The sequence below is a fragment of the Chitinophaga sp. genome, from assembly GCF_036569185.1.
Lineage (GTDB): Bacteria > Bacteroidota > Bacteroidia > Chitinophagales > Chitinophagaceae > Chitinophaga.
Genome location: NZ_DATCRD010000029.1, coordinates 1 through 16,883 on the forward strand (window position 1 = coordinate 1; position 16,883 = coordinate 16,883).

General features: G+C 46.0%; 10 protein-coding genes. 6 read left to right on the plus strand and 4 right to left on the minus strand.

Annotated elements, in window-relative coordinates; all coding sequences use genetic code 11:
- Together VIM72_RS02220 and VIM72_RS02225 are read left to right on the plus strand one after the other, a co-directional pair.
- On the plus strand, window positions 1-280 hold a 280-nt coding region (locus tag VIM72_RS02220; protein ID WP_332001240.1), incomplete at its 5' end, for a RagB/SusD family nutrient uptake outer membrane protein.
- Between the two features lie 169 nt (window positions 281-449).
- The gene (locus VIM72_RS02225) at window positions 450-1,190 is read left to right on the plus strand and encodes a hypothetical protein (protein WP_332001241.1); all 741 of its coding nucleotides are present in this window, start codon (window positions 450-452) and stop codon (window positions 1,188-1,190) included.
- 72 nt (window positions 1,191-1,262) lie between these two features.
- Here VIM72_RS02225 and VIM72_RS02230 read toward each other — a convergent pair whose 3' ends face one another.
- From VIM72_RS02230 to VIM72_RS02245, 4 genes are all read right to left on the minus strand, one after another.
- On the minus strand, window positions 1,263-4,457 hold the full coding sequence (locus VIM72_RS02230) for a GDSL-type esterase/lipase family protein (protein ID WP_332001242.1): 3,195 nt from the start codon (window positions 4,455-4,457) through the stop codon (window positions 1,263-1,265).
- 194 nt (window positions 4,458-4,651) lie between these two features.
- Window positions 4,652-6,721 (minus strand): tetratricopeptide repeat-containing sensor histidine kinase, encoded by a 2,070-nt coding sequence (locus VIM72_RS02235; RefSeq protein WP_332001243.1) that lies wholly within the window; start codon window positions 6,719-6,721, stop codon window positions 4,652-4,654.
- A 117-nt stretch (window positions 6,722-6,838) separates the two neighbouring features.
- Window positions 6,839-8,188, minus strand: coding sequence for a DUF4157 domain-containing protein (locus tag VIM72_RS02240; protein WP_332001244.1), 1,350 nt, complete (start codon window positions 8,186-8,188; stop codon window positions 6,839-6,841).
- Between the two features lie 124 nt (window positions 8,189-8,312).
- Window positions 8,313-8,738 (minus strand): DUF6194 family protein, encoded by a 426-nt coding sequence (locus tag VIM72_RS02245; RefSeq protein WP_332001245.1) that lies wholly within the window; start codon window positions 8,736-8,738, stop codon window positions 8,313-8,315.
- Window positions 8,739-9,479: 741 nt separating this feature from the next.
- Between VIM72_RS02245 and VIM72_RS02250 the strand changes: the two genes are divergently transcribed.
- The 4 genes from VIM72_RS02250 to VIM72_RS02265 form a co-directional block, all read left to right on the plus strand.
- On the plus strand, window positions 9,480-10,808 hold the full coding sequence (locus VIM72_RS02250) for a TolC family protein (RefSeq protein WP_332001246.1): 1,329 nt from the start codon (window positions 9,480-9,482) through the stop codon (window positions 10,806-10,808).
- Window positions 10,809-10,815: 7 nt separating this feature from the next.
- Window positions 10,816-11,874, plus strand: coding sequence for an efflux RND transporter periplasmic adaptor subunit (locus VIM72_RS02255; protein ID WP_332001247.1), 1,059 nt, complete (start codon window positions 10,816-10,818; stop codon window positions 11,872-11,874).
- A gap of 11 nt (window positions 11,875-11,885) precedes the next feature.
- Window positions 11,886-15,023, plus strand: coding sequence for an efflux RND transporter permease subunit (locus VIM72_RS02260; RefSeq protein ID WP_332001248.1), 3,138 nt, complete (start codon window positions 11,886-11,888; stop codon window positions 15,021-15,023).
- Window positions 15,024-15,686: 663 nt separating this feature from the next.
- A partial coding sequence (locus tag VIM72_RS02265; RefSeq protein ID WP_332001249.1) for a hypothetical protein occupies window positions 15,687-16,883 on the plus strand: 1,197 nt, incomplete at its 3' end.

The following is a 16,883-nucleotide window of genomic DNA, read 5'->3' on the forward strand; positions in this document are numbered from 1 at the left end:
GCGTTCCGGTGCTGTTTTATATAATTCTTTGGGAGATAAGAATAATGCCATGAAGCTGCTGATGCGCGAACGCCAGCTGGAGTTGTGCGGGGAACAGTGCCGTTACTTTGACCTGATCCGCTGGGGCATTGCCAAACAAACAATCAACGCGGAGAAACTGGCGGAGCCGGGCGTGGGTACGCAGCCTTTCCAGGATAAACACCTGTTGCTGCCTGTTCCCGATAACGAAAAGAATTATAATCCCAATGTGGCCGCCCAGGTCAGGAACGGTTGGAACTAGATGTAAATAATCGTTATCCCTAAGAAAGAGGCTGTATCATATATAAATGGTACAGCCTTTTTGTTTTATCGATATACTTTATCAGTTTGAGATGATATCTTAAGTAAGTTTTAAATTTTTTTGCAGAGCTTTACAAGGAACACAAAAAATTACTATTAAATCCTTATCATTGAAAAAACTATTCACCATATTCTGCATGCTCATCGTTGCGCTGTCGTGCGATGAATCAAAATTGTCGAAAGGCCCTGTAGACAGCCTCTCGCTTATTCGCGCAGAAATCAATATCACACAACGTTTACATAGTAAAATCGAAAACCAGGTGGTTGTCAGTTTGTTCGATGAAGAAGGGAAGACCATTAAAAACGATGCTATCAAAATTTATGTGAACGGGGCAGAGGTAAAGTATACCGTCAGACAAGGGCTCTATTACACCTCCAGCACTTATTATTTAAAGGATAGTGCTAATCCCACAAACAATCAGTTCAATTTTGAAATAGTACTTCCTGATGGCAAAAGATCATTCTTGGCCGGGGTAGATGCCCTTGATCTGGTAAACGGTCAGAACATCAGCTACACAGAAAAGGGGAATCTGAATAAGGATTATGAGATAACCTGGAAAGAGCTCACCGGCGTAAATTACCTGGCTATCGCGAGAACCGTGAAAGTAAAAAAACAAGAGGACCCCCACATTACTACCTATGAAGAGCGTTTGCCGGATACGATCAGCATTCATGCTGCAGGGCGCCATGTAGTGTCTAAGTTAACCTTTGAGGATTCAACATACCAGGTGAACATACTCTCGTTTACATTTATAGCCCGAAAGAACGGGAAAGTAAATCCTGAGCTGGCCAAAGGCAGCAGTATCAGTATTATGGGAAGTATCGAAAGAAGTGTATCATTTGAGCAGTAGTGTAACGCTTCAGCAATAAAATGAAGAGAGGCTGTACCATTTATTTATGATACAGCCTCTCTTTAGAAAAAGTTACATTTTCACCAGCTTGTATCGCTGGGTATTATTGATGATGATAAAATAAATACCCGGTTTCAATTCACCAATGTCAAGGCGGTTAGCCGCTGTTTTCTGCCGTGCATATACCAGCGCGCCCAGCGTGTTATACACTTCCACTTTATATGGCTTGCCGTTCAGTCCCTGCAGCAGCACATAATCGTGCGCGGGGTTGGGATACAATTTAATGCCTGCTGTGCTGGTACCTGATGTAGTCATTTTAGTGGTGGCCATCATGGCGCTGTTCCCGCTTATGGCATTGATAGCGCAGAGGGAATCGGGGATAGCTGCCGCTACTACGCGCTCAAACAGGATGCGCTGTCCCCAGGCATTGAAATGCACATCGTCGCCGCTGTTGTAGGCCGGCTCAATGAATCCTGCGCTGGTGGCAAGCCCGTTATAGAAATCAATGGATCTGCCGCTGAAGTATTTAACGATGGTGTCTTTCATTTGCCGTAAGCGGATAGCGGCATCATAACCAAGGTTGCCCCGTGGCTGGGTGGTAGTCACCCAGAGAGGAACGCCCGACTGAGCCGCCAGTTGTTTCAATGCGAGGTAGTTATCTCTCGTTTTAACAAGCGGGAAGCCGCGGGCTTCATCATTGGTGGGCATATTGATAATAATGGCGTCCGGGTTGAGCGACAGGGCTTTGGTAATGTTGTGTTGTACATCTACATAAAAAGTATTACCCAGCGAAGTATAGGGTGGGGTGCCATCGGGCATGATATGCTGCGTGGTATAACCTCCAATGGCAAGATTGATCACTGTATCTGCCGTATTGTGATTGGCTTTAAGGTAACGGGCGAAGCGGAAGGTCCAGGCGCTGTCGCGGGTAGGCAGGCCATCGCCATAAGCCGTGGAGGAGCCCAGCACTACGATCCGCAGCGGCGTATTGCAGGTGGTGGTTACACTGTCGGCTGCGCCATATACGAGGTGGCTGTAGAAATGCCTGTTGTCTGTAGCGTTCATCTGGAGCCGGTAATAGTAAAGCAGGCCGGCGATTACGGTGTTATCTGTAAAGGCGTAGTTTTTTAATGTAGCAGAGTTCCCCGCAGCCGCTACGGTTCCCACAGCAGCCCAATTGGTGGAATCCGTACTTCGTTGTACCGTAAACGTGAGGGTGTTACTTTCCAGCAGTGTGGACCAGTTGAGCTGCAATTTACCCGGCAGGCTGCTGAGGGTAAAGGCAGATAACCGGAACGGCTCATAGTACGAGGTATCCGGTGTGCAGAGCGCTTCCGGTATTTGTTTGGCCACCACCCTGTTGAAAAGCAGCTCCTGGCCTGCGGAATTGAAGTGGAAGCCATCACCTGCGCTGTATGCAGCGGCAATCTGGTTCGTGGCGGAAGCGAGGTTGGTCCAGAAGTCGATGGCTTTATCACCGAAATAAAGTTCGATGCTGTCTTTCATTTGCCGCAGGCGTGTGGAACCGGCGGTGCCCAGGTTATCCCTGGGTTGGGTGGTGGCCACCCACAGCGGGATGTTGTTTTGTGCCGCTACCTGTTTTAAGGCCAGGTAATTAGCTACCTGTACGGATAACGGGAAGCCGCGTCCTTCATCATCGTTGGAGATGTTGATGATGATGGCATCGGGCGAGAGTGAAATAGCTTTGGTGATATTTTTATTTACATCTACCGAAAAAGTATTTCCGAGAACAGTATAGGGAGGCGTACCGGTGGCCTGGATATTTTGCGTGGTAAAGCCGCCCACGGCCAGGTTAATGACAGTATCCGCCGTGTTGTGATTGGCTTTGAGATAACGGGCAAAGCGGAAGGTCCATGCGCTGTCGCGGCTGGGCACCCCATTGCCCCAGGCGGTGGAGGAGCCCAATACAACGATCCGTAACGGATCGCTGCAGTTGGCCGGAACGGCTACTGCGCTGCCTTTCACTACTGTGCTGTAAAAGAGCCTGTTGTCTGTAGCACTCATCTGGAGCCGGTAGAAGTAGGGCAGACCGGCGGTTACTGTATTATCGGTATAAGCGTAGTTTTTTAATGCGGCTGAATTTCCGGCAGCGGCTACTGTTCCTGCGGCAGTCCAGTTAAGGGAATCCGTACTTCGTTGTACCGTAAACGTGAGGGTGTTACTTTCCAGCAGTGTGGACCAGTTGAGTTGTATTTTACCCGGCAGGCTGCTGAGGGTAAAAGCCGATAACCGGAAAGGGGCGTAGTACAATGTATCCGGTATGCCTTTCACCACGGGGCTGTAGGTGTGATTGTTGCTGGAATCCACCATATTAAGCCGGTAGTAGCGGGGTAATACCGGATGATCTGTATACGTATAGGCGAGGGGCGCATTGCTGTTGCCTGCCGCTGCTACCTGGCTGAGCTGCGCCCAGCTGAGGGAATCGGCGCTTTGTTCAACAAGGAAGGATTTGGTTTTTTCTTCTTTCGCGGTAATCCATGTTAGCCGTAACGAATCCTTTTGCCGGCTTACTGTAAAGGAGCTGAGCTGGAAAGCAGGAGTAACGGCAGGCGTGCAAAGTTCTTGTGGTATTTGTTTGGCCACCACCCGGTTGAAAAGTACTTCCTGGCCTGCGGAGTTAAAGTGGAATCCATCGCCTGCGCTGTATGCAGTGGCAATCTGGTTCGTGGCGGAAGCGAGGCCGGTCCAGAAGTCGATGGCTTTATTGCCGAAGTAAAGTTCGATACTGTCTTTCATTTGCCGCAGGTGTGCGGCGCCGGCGGTGCCCAGGTTATCCCTGGGTTGGGTGGTGGCCACCCACAGCGGGATGTTGTTTTGTGCCGCTACCTGTTTTAAGGCCAGGTAATTGGCTACCTGTACGGATAACGGGAAGCCGCGTCCTTCATCATCGTTGGAGATGTTGATGATAATGGCATCGGGCGAGAGTGAAATAGCTTTGGTGATATTTTTATTTACATCTACCGAAAAAGTATTTCCCAAAACAGTATAGGAAGGCGTACCGGTGGCCTGGATATTTTGCGTGGTAAAGCCGCCCACGGCCAGGTTAATGACTGTATCTGCCGTATTGTGACTGACTTTGAGATAACGGGCAAAGCGAAAGGTCCATGCGCTGTCGCGGCTGGGCACCCCATTGCCCCAGGCGGTAGAGGAGCCCAATACAACGATCCGCAGGGGAGCAGTGCAATTTTGCGCATAGCTATACGCTGCTGTTGTAAACAGTAATGCTAACAGTAAAATTCTTCTCATGGGTATAAGGATTATTTATTCCGGGTTACATTGAAAACGGCGTAGGGGTATCGGGTATAGGTTGTTTATGAGTTTCAAAATAAGGGCATGCCAGTGCAAAATTGATGCAGTGGCAGGGTTATATTTTACTTGATAATTTTTTACGTTTATCAGCCGGGATCAACGGTGCAGAAATCGTGGTAATTCAGCTTTCATCAGTTGAGCGGGAGTTTTACATAAAAAGTGGTTCCTTCGCCGGGGAGGCTGTCGAACCAGATGGCGCCGCCATGCGCTTCTGAGATCTGTTTGGCAATGGCCAGTCCCATTCCGTAGGGGCGCTCCCCGCCGGTGCCGGGCCTTTTCGCTTCGGTGAAGAGATCAAAGATCTTGCTTCTCATTTCATCCGGTATGCCAATGCCCTGGTCTTTCACCGCAATGGTTACATGTCCGGGACTGGTGGTAGTGGTTATCTGTATAAGCGTATTATTGGGGCTGAACTTAATGGCATTGGAAAGCAGGTTGCTGAATACCCGCCATATTTTTTCACGGTTGATGTTAATGGTAATATGAGTGGTCTGCAGCTCGATATGCTGTTGTTTTTCTGCCGCTTTGAGCTGCAGCATGTCTACGCAGTAGTGTATGAGCTCATAAAGTTCAACGGGTTCTTTTTTCAGTTCATATTGCACTGTATAATGGAGAAGGTCACTGATCAGGTGAAGAGAGCTTTGCCCTGCTGAACGGATCATTTCCAGCATGCTTTTATCTTCTTCGTTATGATGGTTTTCCTGTAGCATCAGTTCACAAAGAGAAGTAATAGCGCCTATGGGATTCCGGAGGTCGTGCGCTACTACCTTCATGATGCGGGTATTTTCCTGGTGGCTTTGTTCCAGTGCTTTCAGTGTTTCCAGGGTATCGTGGTTTTTTTCTTCTACCTGTCGGTTAAGGGCGATTAGTTCCTTCACATTTTTATTGGACCGCCGGAGATTTTTCCATAGTAAAAAGAGGATCAGGATAGTTAATACCGAGAATATAATAGCTGCGGAAAGATAGCTTGTTTTAAGCTGGTTGTTTTTATGCAGCAGGGCGATCTGGTATTGTTGTTCTGCGTCTCTTATACCGGCGTCGAGGTCGGCTTCTTTTAAGCCGGCGTTTATCTCGTTGAGAGAATCTTTTACGTGGTAATAACGCTGGCTGTAAAGATAGGCCCCGGGCAGGTTGCCGGTTTTATCCAGGTAGGTCCATTTCAGCTGCAGCCATTGCACTTTTATATTGTCGCCCATAATGCCTTTGCCCTTCTCTGCATCCAGGTCGCTGCCCATACGGGTTAGCAGGTCGTTTGCCTCCGGGAAACGGTTGTTGGCCAGGTAAAGCCGGATCAGTTTTAGTTTGGCGGTTTGCGCATCTTCCACTGCATAGCCGGGCCGGTCGTTGATCCGGATATTTTCTTTCAGATAAAATTCAGCTGTTGTAAAATTACCTTTTTTAGCATAGGTGCCACCGAGGTTGCCGTACACCACGCCGGAAGCCGTTTCCGCAAATTTCTTTTTGTCCGGGAATTTTAAAACTGCGGTATTAATAAACCGGAGCGCTTCCTGGTAATAGTAAATAGCGCTGTCCAGTTGTCCTGCGCGTTCAAAGCATAGTGCAATGGAATTCAGGTCTGCCTGGGGAAAAAGAAACAGGTTACCGAAATCTTTCGGGTCTGTACAATGCTGATATTCTGCGAAGGCTTGTTTAAAATGAGGGATGGCTTCCATGTATTTTCCCTGGTTGTATTCAACCACACCGAGCTTGCTGCTGAATTTGCCATAGTCGCAGGTATCCAGGTATTTTTGTACAAACTGTTTACCGCTGAAGTAACTTCTAAAAGCCTGGCTGTATTGTTTATCCGCCATATTCACTTCGCCCTGCCGGTAAAGCGTGCTGGCATAGTCGTCCGGGTATATTTTTTCCCTGCCTTTCAGGCTCCTGAACATGCTATCGAGGTTGGCCCTTGCCAGGGGCATATTCCTCCGGTAAAAGATATAGTAGTTGGCCAGGTAGTCATATTTTACCCAGAGGTCATGTTCACCGGGAGCGCTGAGCGTGGCATATACGGAGTCCAGGAAATGCGGTACTTCTTTCATATGCCCACTGTTGAGCATACTATCAACGGCCAATGAAACCTGTTCCGCAAACCGGGGGTGGTCCGGGTTTTCCGGCGGGTGTTTGCATCCGGGAATCAGCAGGCACACAATGATGGCAACCAGGCAGGCAGGCCGGTATTGTATAGTTGTTACGGACATGGTTTTAGTACATGACAGGAATATTACAACTATAAGATAATAAAAAATAACATCCAAAGCTCAATGACGGCTAAATATTAACAGTGGAGGGAATGCGGATGCAATTTAAAAAGCTGCTTACTGTTTCCCGCCTGTGTTACCGGTGGTGCTGGTATTACTTTGTATATAGCCCTGGAGGTCGTTATTGAAATTGGCGCGGGATACCAGGTTGTAGTGCCGGCCGGTGGGGTGCATTTGCCCGATACCGGTAATGTGGTTATCACCCACTTTCCAGATGCCTACCCGTCCCTGGAAAGCAGCGGTGGTGGCACTGTTATGCATATGATCATTCCGGTCGTCTGTAACAACTGCCTTGCTGGGCTCATAAATGGCCGGTTTGTTTTCCCAGTATGTTTTCAGTTTGATCATATCTTCTACTACTTTCTTCCTGTATTGGAGGTTGCCGGCATTTTCAGCAACGGCCAGTCCATCCATTCCAGCCTGCAAGCCGGTCCATTCCTGGCTGTTGACCATTTCATGCAGGGCAGTGCCTTCTTCATGGCTTAGGGTTGTTACTTCCTGCTGGTACAGGACTTTTACGGTATTCATCGTTTTCCAGGGACTACGTACCGCCATCAGGTAGGGCATGCCTCCGTCTTTGGTGGTTTGAATGCATTTTACGATACTGCCTGCGAAAACGTGATAGAAGAATTTTAATCGCAGACCGGCTTCATCGCCCTTTGTGTCGTGCATTTCTATAGGCTTGAAGGCGGCTTCCTGCCAGTATAAACCGGTGCGGCCAAAGAGGTGGTTGCAGTAAGCGATTTCTATTGGCCGGCGTCCTTGTGATTCATTGTGTTCTTCTCCTACCATATTCAGCTTGTTGGTGTCGATGCTGATACGCTGTACTATGCCCTGTTTTAGTTGTGATACCTGATGGTGTTGCGGGGAGGCGCTTTGTAATTGCATGGCTTTCCGGCCCATCAGATCGGCTTCCTGCTCCAGGCCCTTATCATCGTTCACGGGGATGCCCTGCTTTAATTGTGTGGTAGCCTGTACCCGTCCCTGTTTTTGCTGTACCACATGCCAGGCTTCATGCGGCAGGTGTTGTTCCTGTCCCGGCCCTATATGGATATCTGTTCCTTTTGCATAGGCGAGGGCCTGCAATTGGGCGGGTTCAGCAGAGTTATAATGTACCCGTACATCATCCATACTGTATCCTGATATGTTTTCAATACCGTTTTTGAGCTGGTCGGGCATACCTGTTTTGTTTTCTTTTTTCTGTACCGGTTGATTGCCGGCCAGTGTTTGCAGGGCTTTCTGCTGCGTTATTTTATCGTTGTGCGTAGTTAGCTGTTCATATGGGCGGAGCTGTATGGCCCCGGAACCATTGCCTGCAGTGTGCACTGCCGCCGGGGTGGAACGGTTCGCAACCGGGATAGCTGCCCGGTTTTTTCCGCTGTGAGGGTCGTCAGCGTGTGTGGTCATGAGGTTATTTTTACTGTTAGTATGAAGATAATAAAAAAAGCCGGTTATTTACCGGCTTTTAGGGAGATGTATCAGTTTGATACGGCTGATATCTTTATGAAAATTATCAGCGCTTCCTGATTTATTAATTATTCCCTTTCGTTTTAACAGCCTGCTTTTTATCAAAACGGAGCTTCGCAACAAGATGCGCTTCGTTGATAAAATCAATTGTTTCCGTTAGCCGGTCGCCTTCAGGATTCAGGATACAAATAAAATGTTGCGCGGCATAGTCGGGATGAGGCATGAAGCGGTTCAGCGCCGTATAATCCCATGGGGATTCATTGCCGGAGAATAGTTTGCTGAATGAATCTTTGGCGATGCCGATATTTACCCGGAACACACCCTCCCGGTTCAGGTTGGATCTTTTATCGTGCTCATTATCTGATGCCGCAAAGGTGACAAAGGGGAGCACCTGTTCCGGGCCATAGAAGAAAAATGTGTATCCGAAGCTTTCCAGTCGTGTAACGTTGGGCAATCCCGTAATATGCTGTTCTATGCGTTGTAATGACATGTCAGGAGGGTTTGGTCAACGGCAAATTTCATCTTATTACGGCACATTTACAAGTAGTTACCAGTTTGGCATATGGTAACACGCTGATGGAAATACAGGGGTGGGCGATGGCGAATATGGAGTGAGGGGAGGAGTATCACTTCTTTTGTATAAAAATAGACCGGTTTGGTATAAAATGAAAATTCCCTGTTGATCCGTCGTTTACTTTCACAGTATTTCATTCAGATACTCATTCGCTGATAAAGGAATTAGCAAAAATGCAATGGCGGTATTGTTAAATCCTTTCACGGCCGGATAGGAGTATAGCAACATCTGATAGTTATGGTGAAAGTATTCAGAACTGATGTTATTGATACCGCAATTGCGGATACTATTTTAAGTTGTCTGTACTTCAGTTTCCCGGACAACCTGTTTGATTTTTATTTAGATAATGAACACAGGATCCTTCGGGTTGAAGGGAATGAGATTAAATCAGCAGACATTATCTGGTACCTGACCGAATTCGGTCATATGGGTACAGAGCTGTATTGAACATAACCAAATATTCAGTGTGACAGTTTGTAGGTTTAGGTAAACAAGCCCTGATATATATTGGGGCTTCGTTCATTTTAGGGAGCTATGGTTGGAAGTTTGTATAAAAAGCAGCCGGGTTTGTATAATAACAGAAATACCCTTTGTGCCATACATTAGTTTCGCTGGTAAAGAGATCGTCTCTTTTAGTATTGAAGGAAACAGCACAGTATGCACAAAATAATCATTCTATTGTTATTATTCAGCGTGGGGCTGAATGCGGCTGCACAGGAGCATTGGACGCTTAAGCATTGTATAGAATATGGCTTAAAGAATAACCGTAACAACGTCATCTATGCCAATGAGAAACGGTTGGCCGATGCAAAGGCAAGAGAAGCAATTGCCGATTATTTACCCAGGGTAAGTATGAACACCAACCTGGACAATAACCTGAAGCTGCAGCAAAGCGTTATTCCTGCCGGCATTTTGGGGCCCAATGAATTAAAAGTGTCACTGACGCAAAGGTATGCGTCAAATACTGTTGCACAACTGGACCAGGTATTGTACGATCAATCAATGATCACCGGGCTGAAAGCAAATAAATATAATAAGCAGCAGGCGGAGTTAAATCAACAACAAAGCCAGGAGGCAATTATTTATAATATCAGCACAGCCTACATTAATATTTTTGTTTATCACCAGCAGCTGGAACAATTACAGGGGAACAGGGAAACCTATGAAAGACAGATTGATATATTCCGCCTCCAGGTAAATAAAGGAACTGTTCTTCAGAAGGATCTTGACAAAGTTAATGTGGATTATAATAACACGGTATCCAGGATCCGCGTCGCCCTGAGTAATATCACGCTGGCAGAGAATGAGCTTAAATATGAAATGGGCTTTCCGGTTAATGATTCCCTTACAATTGATTTTTCAGTACCCCCCGATGCATCAGCATCCCTCACGGATTCATCTCTTATTTTCTCTGCTGATTCGCGGGTAGATTACCGGCTGTCAAAGCTAAATATAAAATTACTTGAAATAGAAAAGTCGGCCATTAAAGCGGAGGCGCTGCCAAAATTAAATGCGTATATCCGCTATGGTGTTGTGGGTTTTGGCGATCATCTGAAAGGGGCTTACGATGAGTTGCTTCCCTATTCAGCGGTAGGGCTTAAACTGAATATTCCGATCCTTGATTTTTATAAACGGAACGCCCGTTACAAACAGGCTGCAATCAGGCACTTTAATGCGGAGGAGAAATTGAAATTGGATGAAGGGAAATATTATGTGGAGTATCAGAATGCCTATACGAAGTATCTGCAGGCGCAAACAAACGTTGAGAACGACAAAAGAAATGTTGCACTCGCTGAATCCGTATTCAGGATAACGGATGTCCAGTTTCAAAAAGGAGTTACAGATCTTACAGATTGGCTGAATACCCAGAACTCACTCAAAGAAGCGCAGAGTAGTTATCTCAGTTCGATTTACAATTACTATCTCGCCCGTATTGACCTGGAGAAGGCTGCCGGTACACTAAGAAAATTCAATAACTCACTTTAACAATATTATGAAGAAGAAAGCTGTCTTAACCGTCATTTGTGTTGGAGTTTCCTGCTTTATTGCATTCAGGTTGTTGTCCAATAAAGAGAAAATAGATGAGCGTAAAAAGCCTGCCGGGGCGCAGGATATCAGGATCCCGGTTTCGGTAGCAACTGTGGTCGAAGAGCATCTTCGTGTCGGACTTATAAAAACCGGGCTGGTTACGCCATTTAAGGAAGCAAAGGTGCTATCTGTAACCAGCGGCAATATTGCCCATTTACGTTTCAGTCTGGGCGACAATGTAAATAAAGGGCAGGTGCTTGCGGTTATTGACACGCACATCCAGGAGCTTGATCTGCAGAAAAAAGAATCCTATGCGATGAAGCTTAAACGTGACCTGCAAACCTATACTGAGCTGCTGGAAGGAAAAGCTGCCACCCAGGAGAAGGTCAATGAAATCAGTCAGAACTATAGTGATGCAGTTAACCAGGTGCAGCAACTGCGCAGGCAAATTGCCGATGCCAGCATTAAGGCCCCGACCAGTGGAATCATAAGTACAAAGCCGGTGGAAGAAGGTATGTATGTTGGCACCGGGGGAGAGATTACCACAGTGGTTAATCTTTCCCGTATAAAAATTCAGGCGGATATGACGGAAAGCGAAGTTTACCAGGTTTCACAAGGACAAAAAGTAAAGATAACTACAGACGTGTATCCTGGTCAGTCTTTCCAGGGAACCGTTTCTTTCATTAGCCCGCAGGCGAACCAGGCGTATAATTACCAGGTAGAGATCACCGCTGATAATGATAAGAATTTTCCACTCAGGTCAGGAACATTTGTAGCAGCTGATTTTTCCCGGCAAACAAGCCGGAACGTGATGTTAATTCCAAGGGAGGCGCTTAATGAAACCACCCGGAATGCTTCCGTTTATGTTGCAAAGGATGGTAAGGCCATATTGCAGCATATTAAGGTGGGCGGTGAATATGGTAGCAGCGTGTATGTGCTGGAGGGATTACGTATAGGCGACCAGGTAGTTACCTCCGGGCAGATCAATCTTAGAAACGGCTCTCTCATTAATATTTCAAAATAATCTCCAGGAACATGTCAGTAACAGAGATTGCCATTAGAAGGCCTTTATTGCTCATTGTAGTATTTACCATCCTGATCTTTTTTGGGATACAATCGTATTTGAAGCTGAATTATAATTTACTTCCCAAAATAGAGCTTCCGACAGTTGCAGTGAGCACCATATACCCGGGAGCATCTGCTGCAGAAGTGCAGATCAATGTTACAAAAAAACTGGAGGATGCTTTTTCTTCGGTAGAAGGATTGGACCAGATCAAATCAGTTTCCCAGGAAGGGGTTTCTGTGATCACCATTTCCTTTAAGAATGGCACTGATATCGACAAAGCGGAGCGCAACGTACAGCGGCAGGCTGACCGGGCTGCGAATGACTTGCCGGACGATGCTGATCAGCCCCTGGTGAAAAAAGTAAATCCCGAAGAAACACCCGTTATAAAAGCGGGAGTAACGGCAAAAATGACACCCCGGAGTCTTTATGATCTGGCTGATAAACAACTTAAACCGGTACTTCAGAATCTTGCCGGGGTAGGCGAGGTGGATATTATTGGCGGAGATGTGCGGCAGATACAGGTTAATGTAGATCAGGATAAGCTGCTTGCCTATGGTTTATCCATCGCTAATATTACACAGGCCATAGGTAATGCCAACCTGTCTTTCCCCGCAGGGAGCATAGAAACCCAGCGCCAGCAACTATCTATCCGGTATGATGCCAATGTTGATTCAGTGGCTGAGTTGGGCAACCTGGTGATCGGACAGCGGTCGGGCCAGGGAGTGATTTACCTGAAAAATGTTGCCAAAGTGATGGATGCCTCAGCAAAAACCATCGCCATTAATCATATAAATGGCCTGCCCTCCATTGGTATACAGATCATAAAACAGGGCGACGCCAATGCTGTTAATGTAAGCGACCTGGTGAAAAAATCGTTTGCTAAGATGGAGGAACAATATAAAGTTCAGCATTTGCAGTTTGATGTTTCGTCGGATCAAAGCATATTTACACTGCACGCAGCGAATTCAGTGATGTTCGATCTTGCGTTAGCCATTCTGATTGTCGGCATTGTGATGCTGGCATTTCTGCATAGTGTCAGGAGTTCCATGTTCGTTCTGGTAGCGCTTCCAGCGTCTATTGTGCCAACGTTTATAGCTATGTACATGCTGGGTTTTTCCCTCAACCTGATGACGCTTATGGCCATGTCGCTGGTAGTTGGTATTTTGGTGGATGACTCTATTGTTGTTCTTGAGAATATCTACCGTCATATGGAAATGGGAGCCGACAGGCGGCAGGCGGCGCTTGAAGGGCGTAATGAGATTGGGTTTACAGCGCTTTCCATTACATTGGTGGATGTTGTTGTTTTCCTGCCTTTGTCGCTGGCCGGCGGTATGATCGGTTCAATTCTGAAAGAGTTTTCACTGGTAGTAGTATTCTCCACCCTGATGAGTCTTTTTGTTTCATTTACTATTACACCGGTACTTGCGAGCCGCTTTGGCAAGCTGGAGTTATTAAAGAAATCATCGCTCTGGGGAAGAGTAAACCTGGCTTTCGAGCAGTTCCTTGATAGTTTAAAGAAGGACTATGGCAGTTTACTGGTCAGGGTTCTTGAGAAAAAAAGATGGTTGCTATCAGTAACGCTGGCGCTTATTATCGGGTCCATTGCACTGGTGCCTGCCGGCTTCATTGGCGCGGCTTTTATTCCAAAAACAGACCGGGATAATCTCATTATCAACATGGAACTGGAGCCTGCGGCTACTATTTACAAAACGAACCTGCTTACTCAACAGGCGGAAGAGATCATCCTGTCGCACCCCGAGGTAGAAAAAGTATTTTCAAGTATCGGGTTTGTGAGTGGGAGTGTGGCCGGATCAGGAAGTAATGCAAATCTCGCAGAACTGACATTGACATTAGTGGACAGGAAGAAGAGGAAGTTATCATCAGAAGAGCTGGGCCCGCTTATTCAGCAGCAGTTAAGCCGTACCATTACAGGGGGTAAATTCACCGTACTGGAAACAAGCATCACGGGTAATGCGAGCGGAGCCCCTATCCAGATTGCCATAAAGGGCGTAACAATAAACGAGGTACGGCAGGTTGCAGAAGCGTATAAGAAAATTGTGGAGGCTGTACCAGGAACAGATTATGTAAAGCTTTCTGTAAAAGACCGGAAGCCAGAGGTAAGTATCCGGCTTAACCGTGAGAAGATGAGCATTATGGGGCTTGATGCCCGCCAGGTGGGCGCCGCTTTGCAAAATGCGTTTGGCGGTATTAATGCCAGCCTGTTTAAACAGGGAGGTAATGAATATGATATTGCCGTGAGCCTGAATAAGGTGGATCGCTCAGACATACAGAACGTGAGGAGTCTTTCTTTTGTCAATTCGGAAGGCAAAACAATTCTATTAAGCCAATTCGCAGAAGTTACTGAAGCTCCCGGGGAAACTTCACTGGAGCGACTGGACAGGCTATCTTCCATAATAGTGCAGGCTAATGTGTTCGGCCGGCCGTCCGGCACCGTTGCCGATGAAATAAAGAAACAGGCGGAAGCTATAAAGTTACCGGAAGGGGTGCATGTTGAGTTTCTTGGAGACAGAAAGAACCAGGGAGATGCCTTTGGCAGTTTGGGAATAGCACTGGTAACAGCTTTTCTACTGGTATACTTAATAATGGTAGCACTTTATGAAAATGCGGTGTATCCTTTTATTGTTTTATTTTCCATCCCTGTATCCTTAGTGGGAGCTTTGCTGGCATTAGCATTGACAATGGAAACCCTGAACATTTTTACCATTATAGGTATGATCATGCTGTTTGGACTGGTTGCAAAGAATGCCATATTGATTGTTGATTTCACCAACAAACTGAAAGCAGAAGGATATACGGTTCGGGAAGCATTGGTAATGGCAGGTACAGAGCGATTGCGCCCGATCCTGATGACAACATTCGCGATGATTTTTGGTATGCTGCCCATAGCCGTTGCAAGCGGGGCGGCAGCGGAAATAAAGAACGGTATGGCCTGGGTGATTGTAGGAGGATTGACAAGTTCCATGTTGCTTACCTTGTTTGTGGTGCCGAGTATGTATCTGATTATTGATGGTATTGTTGGGAGATTTAGGGCGGCTTCAGTAGATACGATATCAAAAGAACTCTTTGAGATTGAGGATACAAAGTGAAGCTAAATATATTGCTTGAAAACCTGGTTGAAATCCGTCAAAGTTATTTTAGCTTATTGGGAACCTGGGTTAATCCGGTCAGACCCTTTGCGCAGATCTAATGCGTTATCGAACTATACATTTGTACAACATCGATGATGACTAATTAATTACGTATAAATACGCACAAAAAACGTATTTATACGCAATTTTAAGATTCAAATGAAATTTATAAAATTGTAGCTTAATTTGCACATCGTTATATGATTGTTCATTGCAATTGCATGCATTTCAAGGTTTTATTCCCGAACTGAGTAGTAGATTGAGAAGTATTCTGTGCCTGTGAAATATTTACTTACGCTATTGTGATCGTCGAAGAATTAAGCTCCAATTGACATTGTTTTGCCTAACTGATTTTAAGTTTACCCACTATGACCAGATTCTATTTTCAGTAGTAAAAGAAATCTGCCGCCAAAGAAATGCCTGACTTACCTGGTCTGGAAGCTTTGATTATGCCACGGCATTGTTTTATTTTTTTGGATACTTCATTGTCCCAACCAGGATGTTTTCATTTGAAAGTGGCAGTTTGATAAGGGGAAGTATGCCACTCCCTTACCGTTTTAACCTATGGTATGAAACCATTTATCCATAATTCATCAATAATCACTGCTCAAACGATAATCCATGAAAGGATCGTATTTACTATTGCTTTTATTCTTTTTAAAAATGAGCCTGTTTGCCCAAACAGGCCCCCAGATGATCGATATTCCGAAGGTAATACCCCCGTCTCCAAACGCAGCTTCGTTGGGTAAGTACGGAGATGTACCTGTTGGGCTTTATACCGGAATTCCCAGTATCAGTGTGCCTTTATACACGGCAAGTATCGGCAAGGTGTCTCTTCCCATTTCTATCAGCTACTATTCCTCTGGCTTAAAAGTAAATGAACTGGCCTCACAGGTTGGCCTGGGATGGACATTGAACGCGGGAGGCGCAGTTACCAGGAGTGTAAATGTAAGGCCGGATGAATTGGGGTATATGACCCAGGGCGGTTTGGCCGTACTGGATTCCATTGTAAAGACCGGCGACAGGATCAGGGAAGCGGCTGTAGGCATCCTGGATCTGCAACCCGATAACTTCTCCTTTAATTTTAACGGGAGAAGTGGTAAATTCATCATCGATGCAACGCCAGCAAATAATGCCCATATTATTCCCTTTCAACCGCTTCAGATTACCTATCCCAAACGCCTGGACAGTATCCAGATAGTAGATGAGGTGGGGATAATTTACCAGTTTTCAGCATCTGAAACTTCATATGCAGAAGGGGGAATACTATTTAGCCCCTTTAAGTCTGCCTGGTATTTGTCCCGAATTATTACTCCATATGGAAACGCTTATTTTACTTATACGGATGATGTTGATGATGTGATCAGCGAACAGAGTAGTGAAGTTGATTATAAGCGAATAGCTGGTACATGTGACCTGATGTCTGCATCAAACTCATATACACAGGTAAGAGCGGCAGCGAAGGTGCTGAAAAGCATCACAACTCCTTCCTGTACCATCAACTTTTATTCTTCAGCAGGCAGGAGAGATGCACAGTCGAGGAGTAAACTGGATTCAATCACCGTTCTTGATAAGAAGGGCAAAAGGATAAAGAACTTTGCATTTAAGTATAGTTATTTCGGTTCCGAAACCGAAACGGATTTGAAGTACCGGAGGTTGAAACTGGACAGTATATCCGAAGAAGGCAGCAGTGCTGTTGGAAAGAAATGGCATGCCTTTGAGTACAATTCCCCTGCGTCGGTTCCTCCCACTGATTCTAAATCTCAGGATTATTGGGGATATTTTAATGGAGAAAGTAATTTCACCTTACTCCCACAG

Coding starts and splice junctions, on each gene's coding strand:
- VIM72_RS02250 (WP_332001246.1), top strand. CDS start 9,480: ATGCACAAAATAATCATTCTATTGTTATTATTCAGCGTGGGGCTGAAT.
- VIM72_RS02245 (WP_332001245.1), bottom strand. CDS start 8,738: ATGTCATTACAACGCATAGAACAGCATATTACGGGATTGCCCAACGTT.
- VIM72_RS02260 (WP_332001248.1), top strand. CDS start 11,886: ATGTCAGTAACAGAGATTGCCATTAGAAGGCCTTTATTGCTCATTGTA.
- VIM72_RS02255 (WP_332001247.1), top strand. CDS start 10,816: ATGAAGAAGAAAGCTGTCTTAACCGTCATTTGTGTTGGAGTTTCCTGC.
- VIM72_RS02240 (WP_332001244.1), bottom strand. CDS start 8,188: ATGACCACACACGCTGACGACCCTCACAGCGGAAAAAACCGGGCAGCT.
- VIM72_RS02230 (WP_332001242.1), bottom strand. CDS start 4,457: ATGAGAAGAATTTTACTGTTAGCATTACTGTTTACAACAGCAGCGTAT.
- VIM72_RS02235 (WP_332001243.1), bottom strand. CDS start 6,721: ATGTCCGTAACAACTATACAATACCGGCCTGCCTGCCTGGTTGCCATC.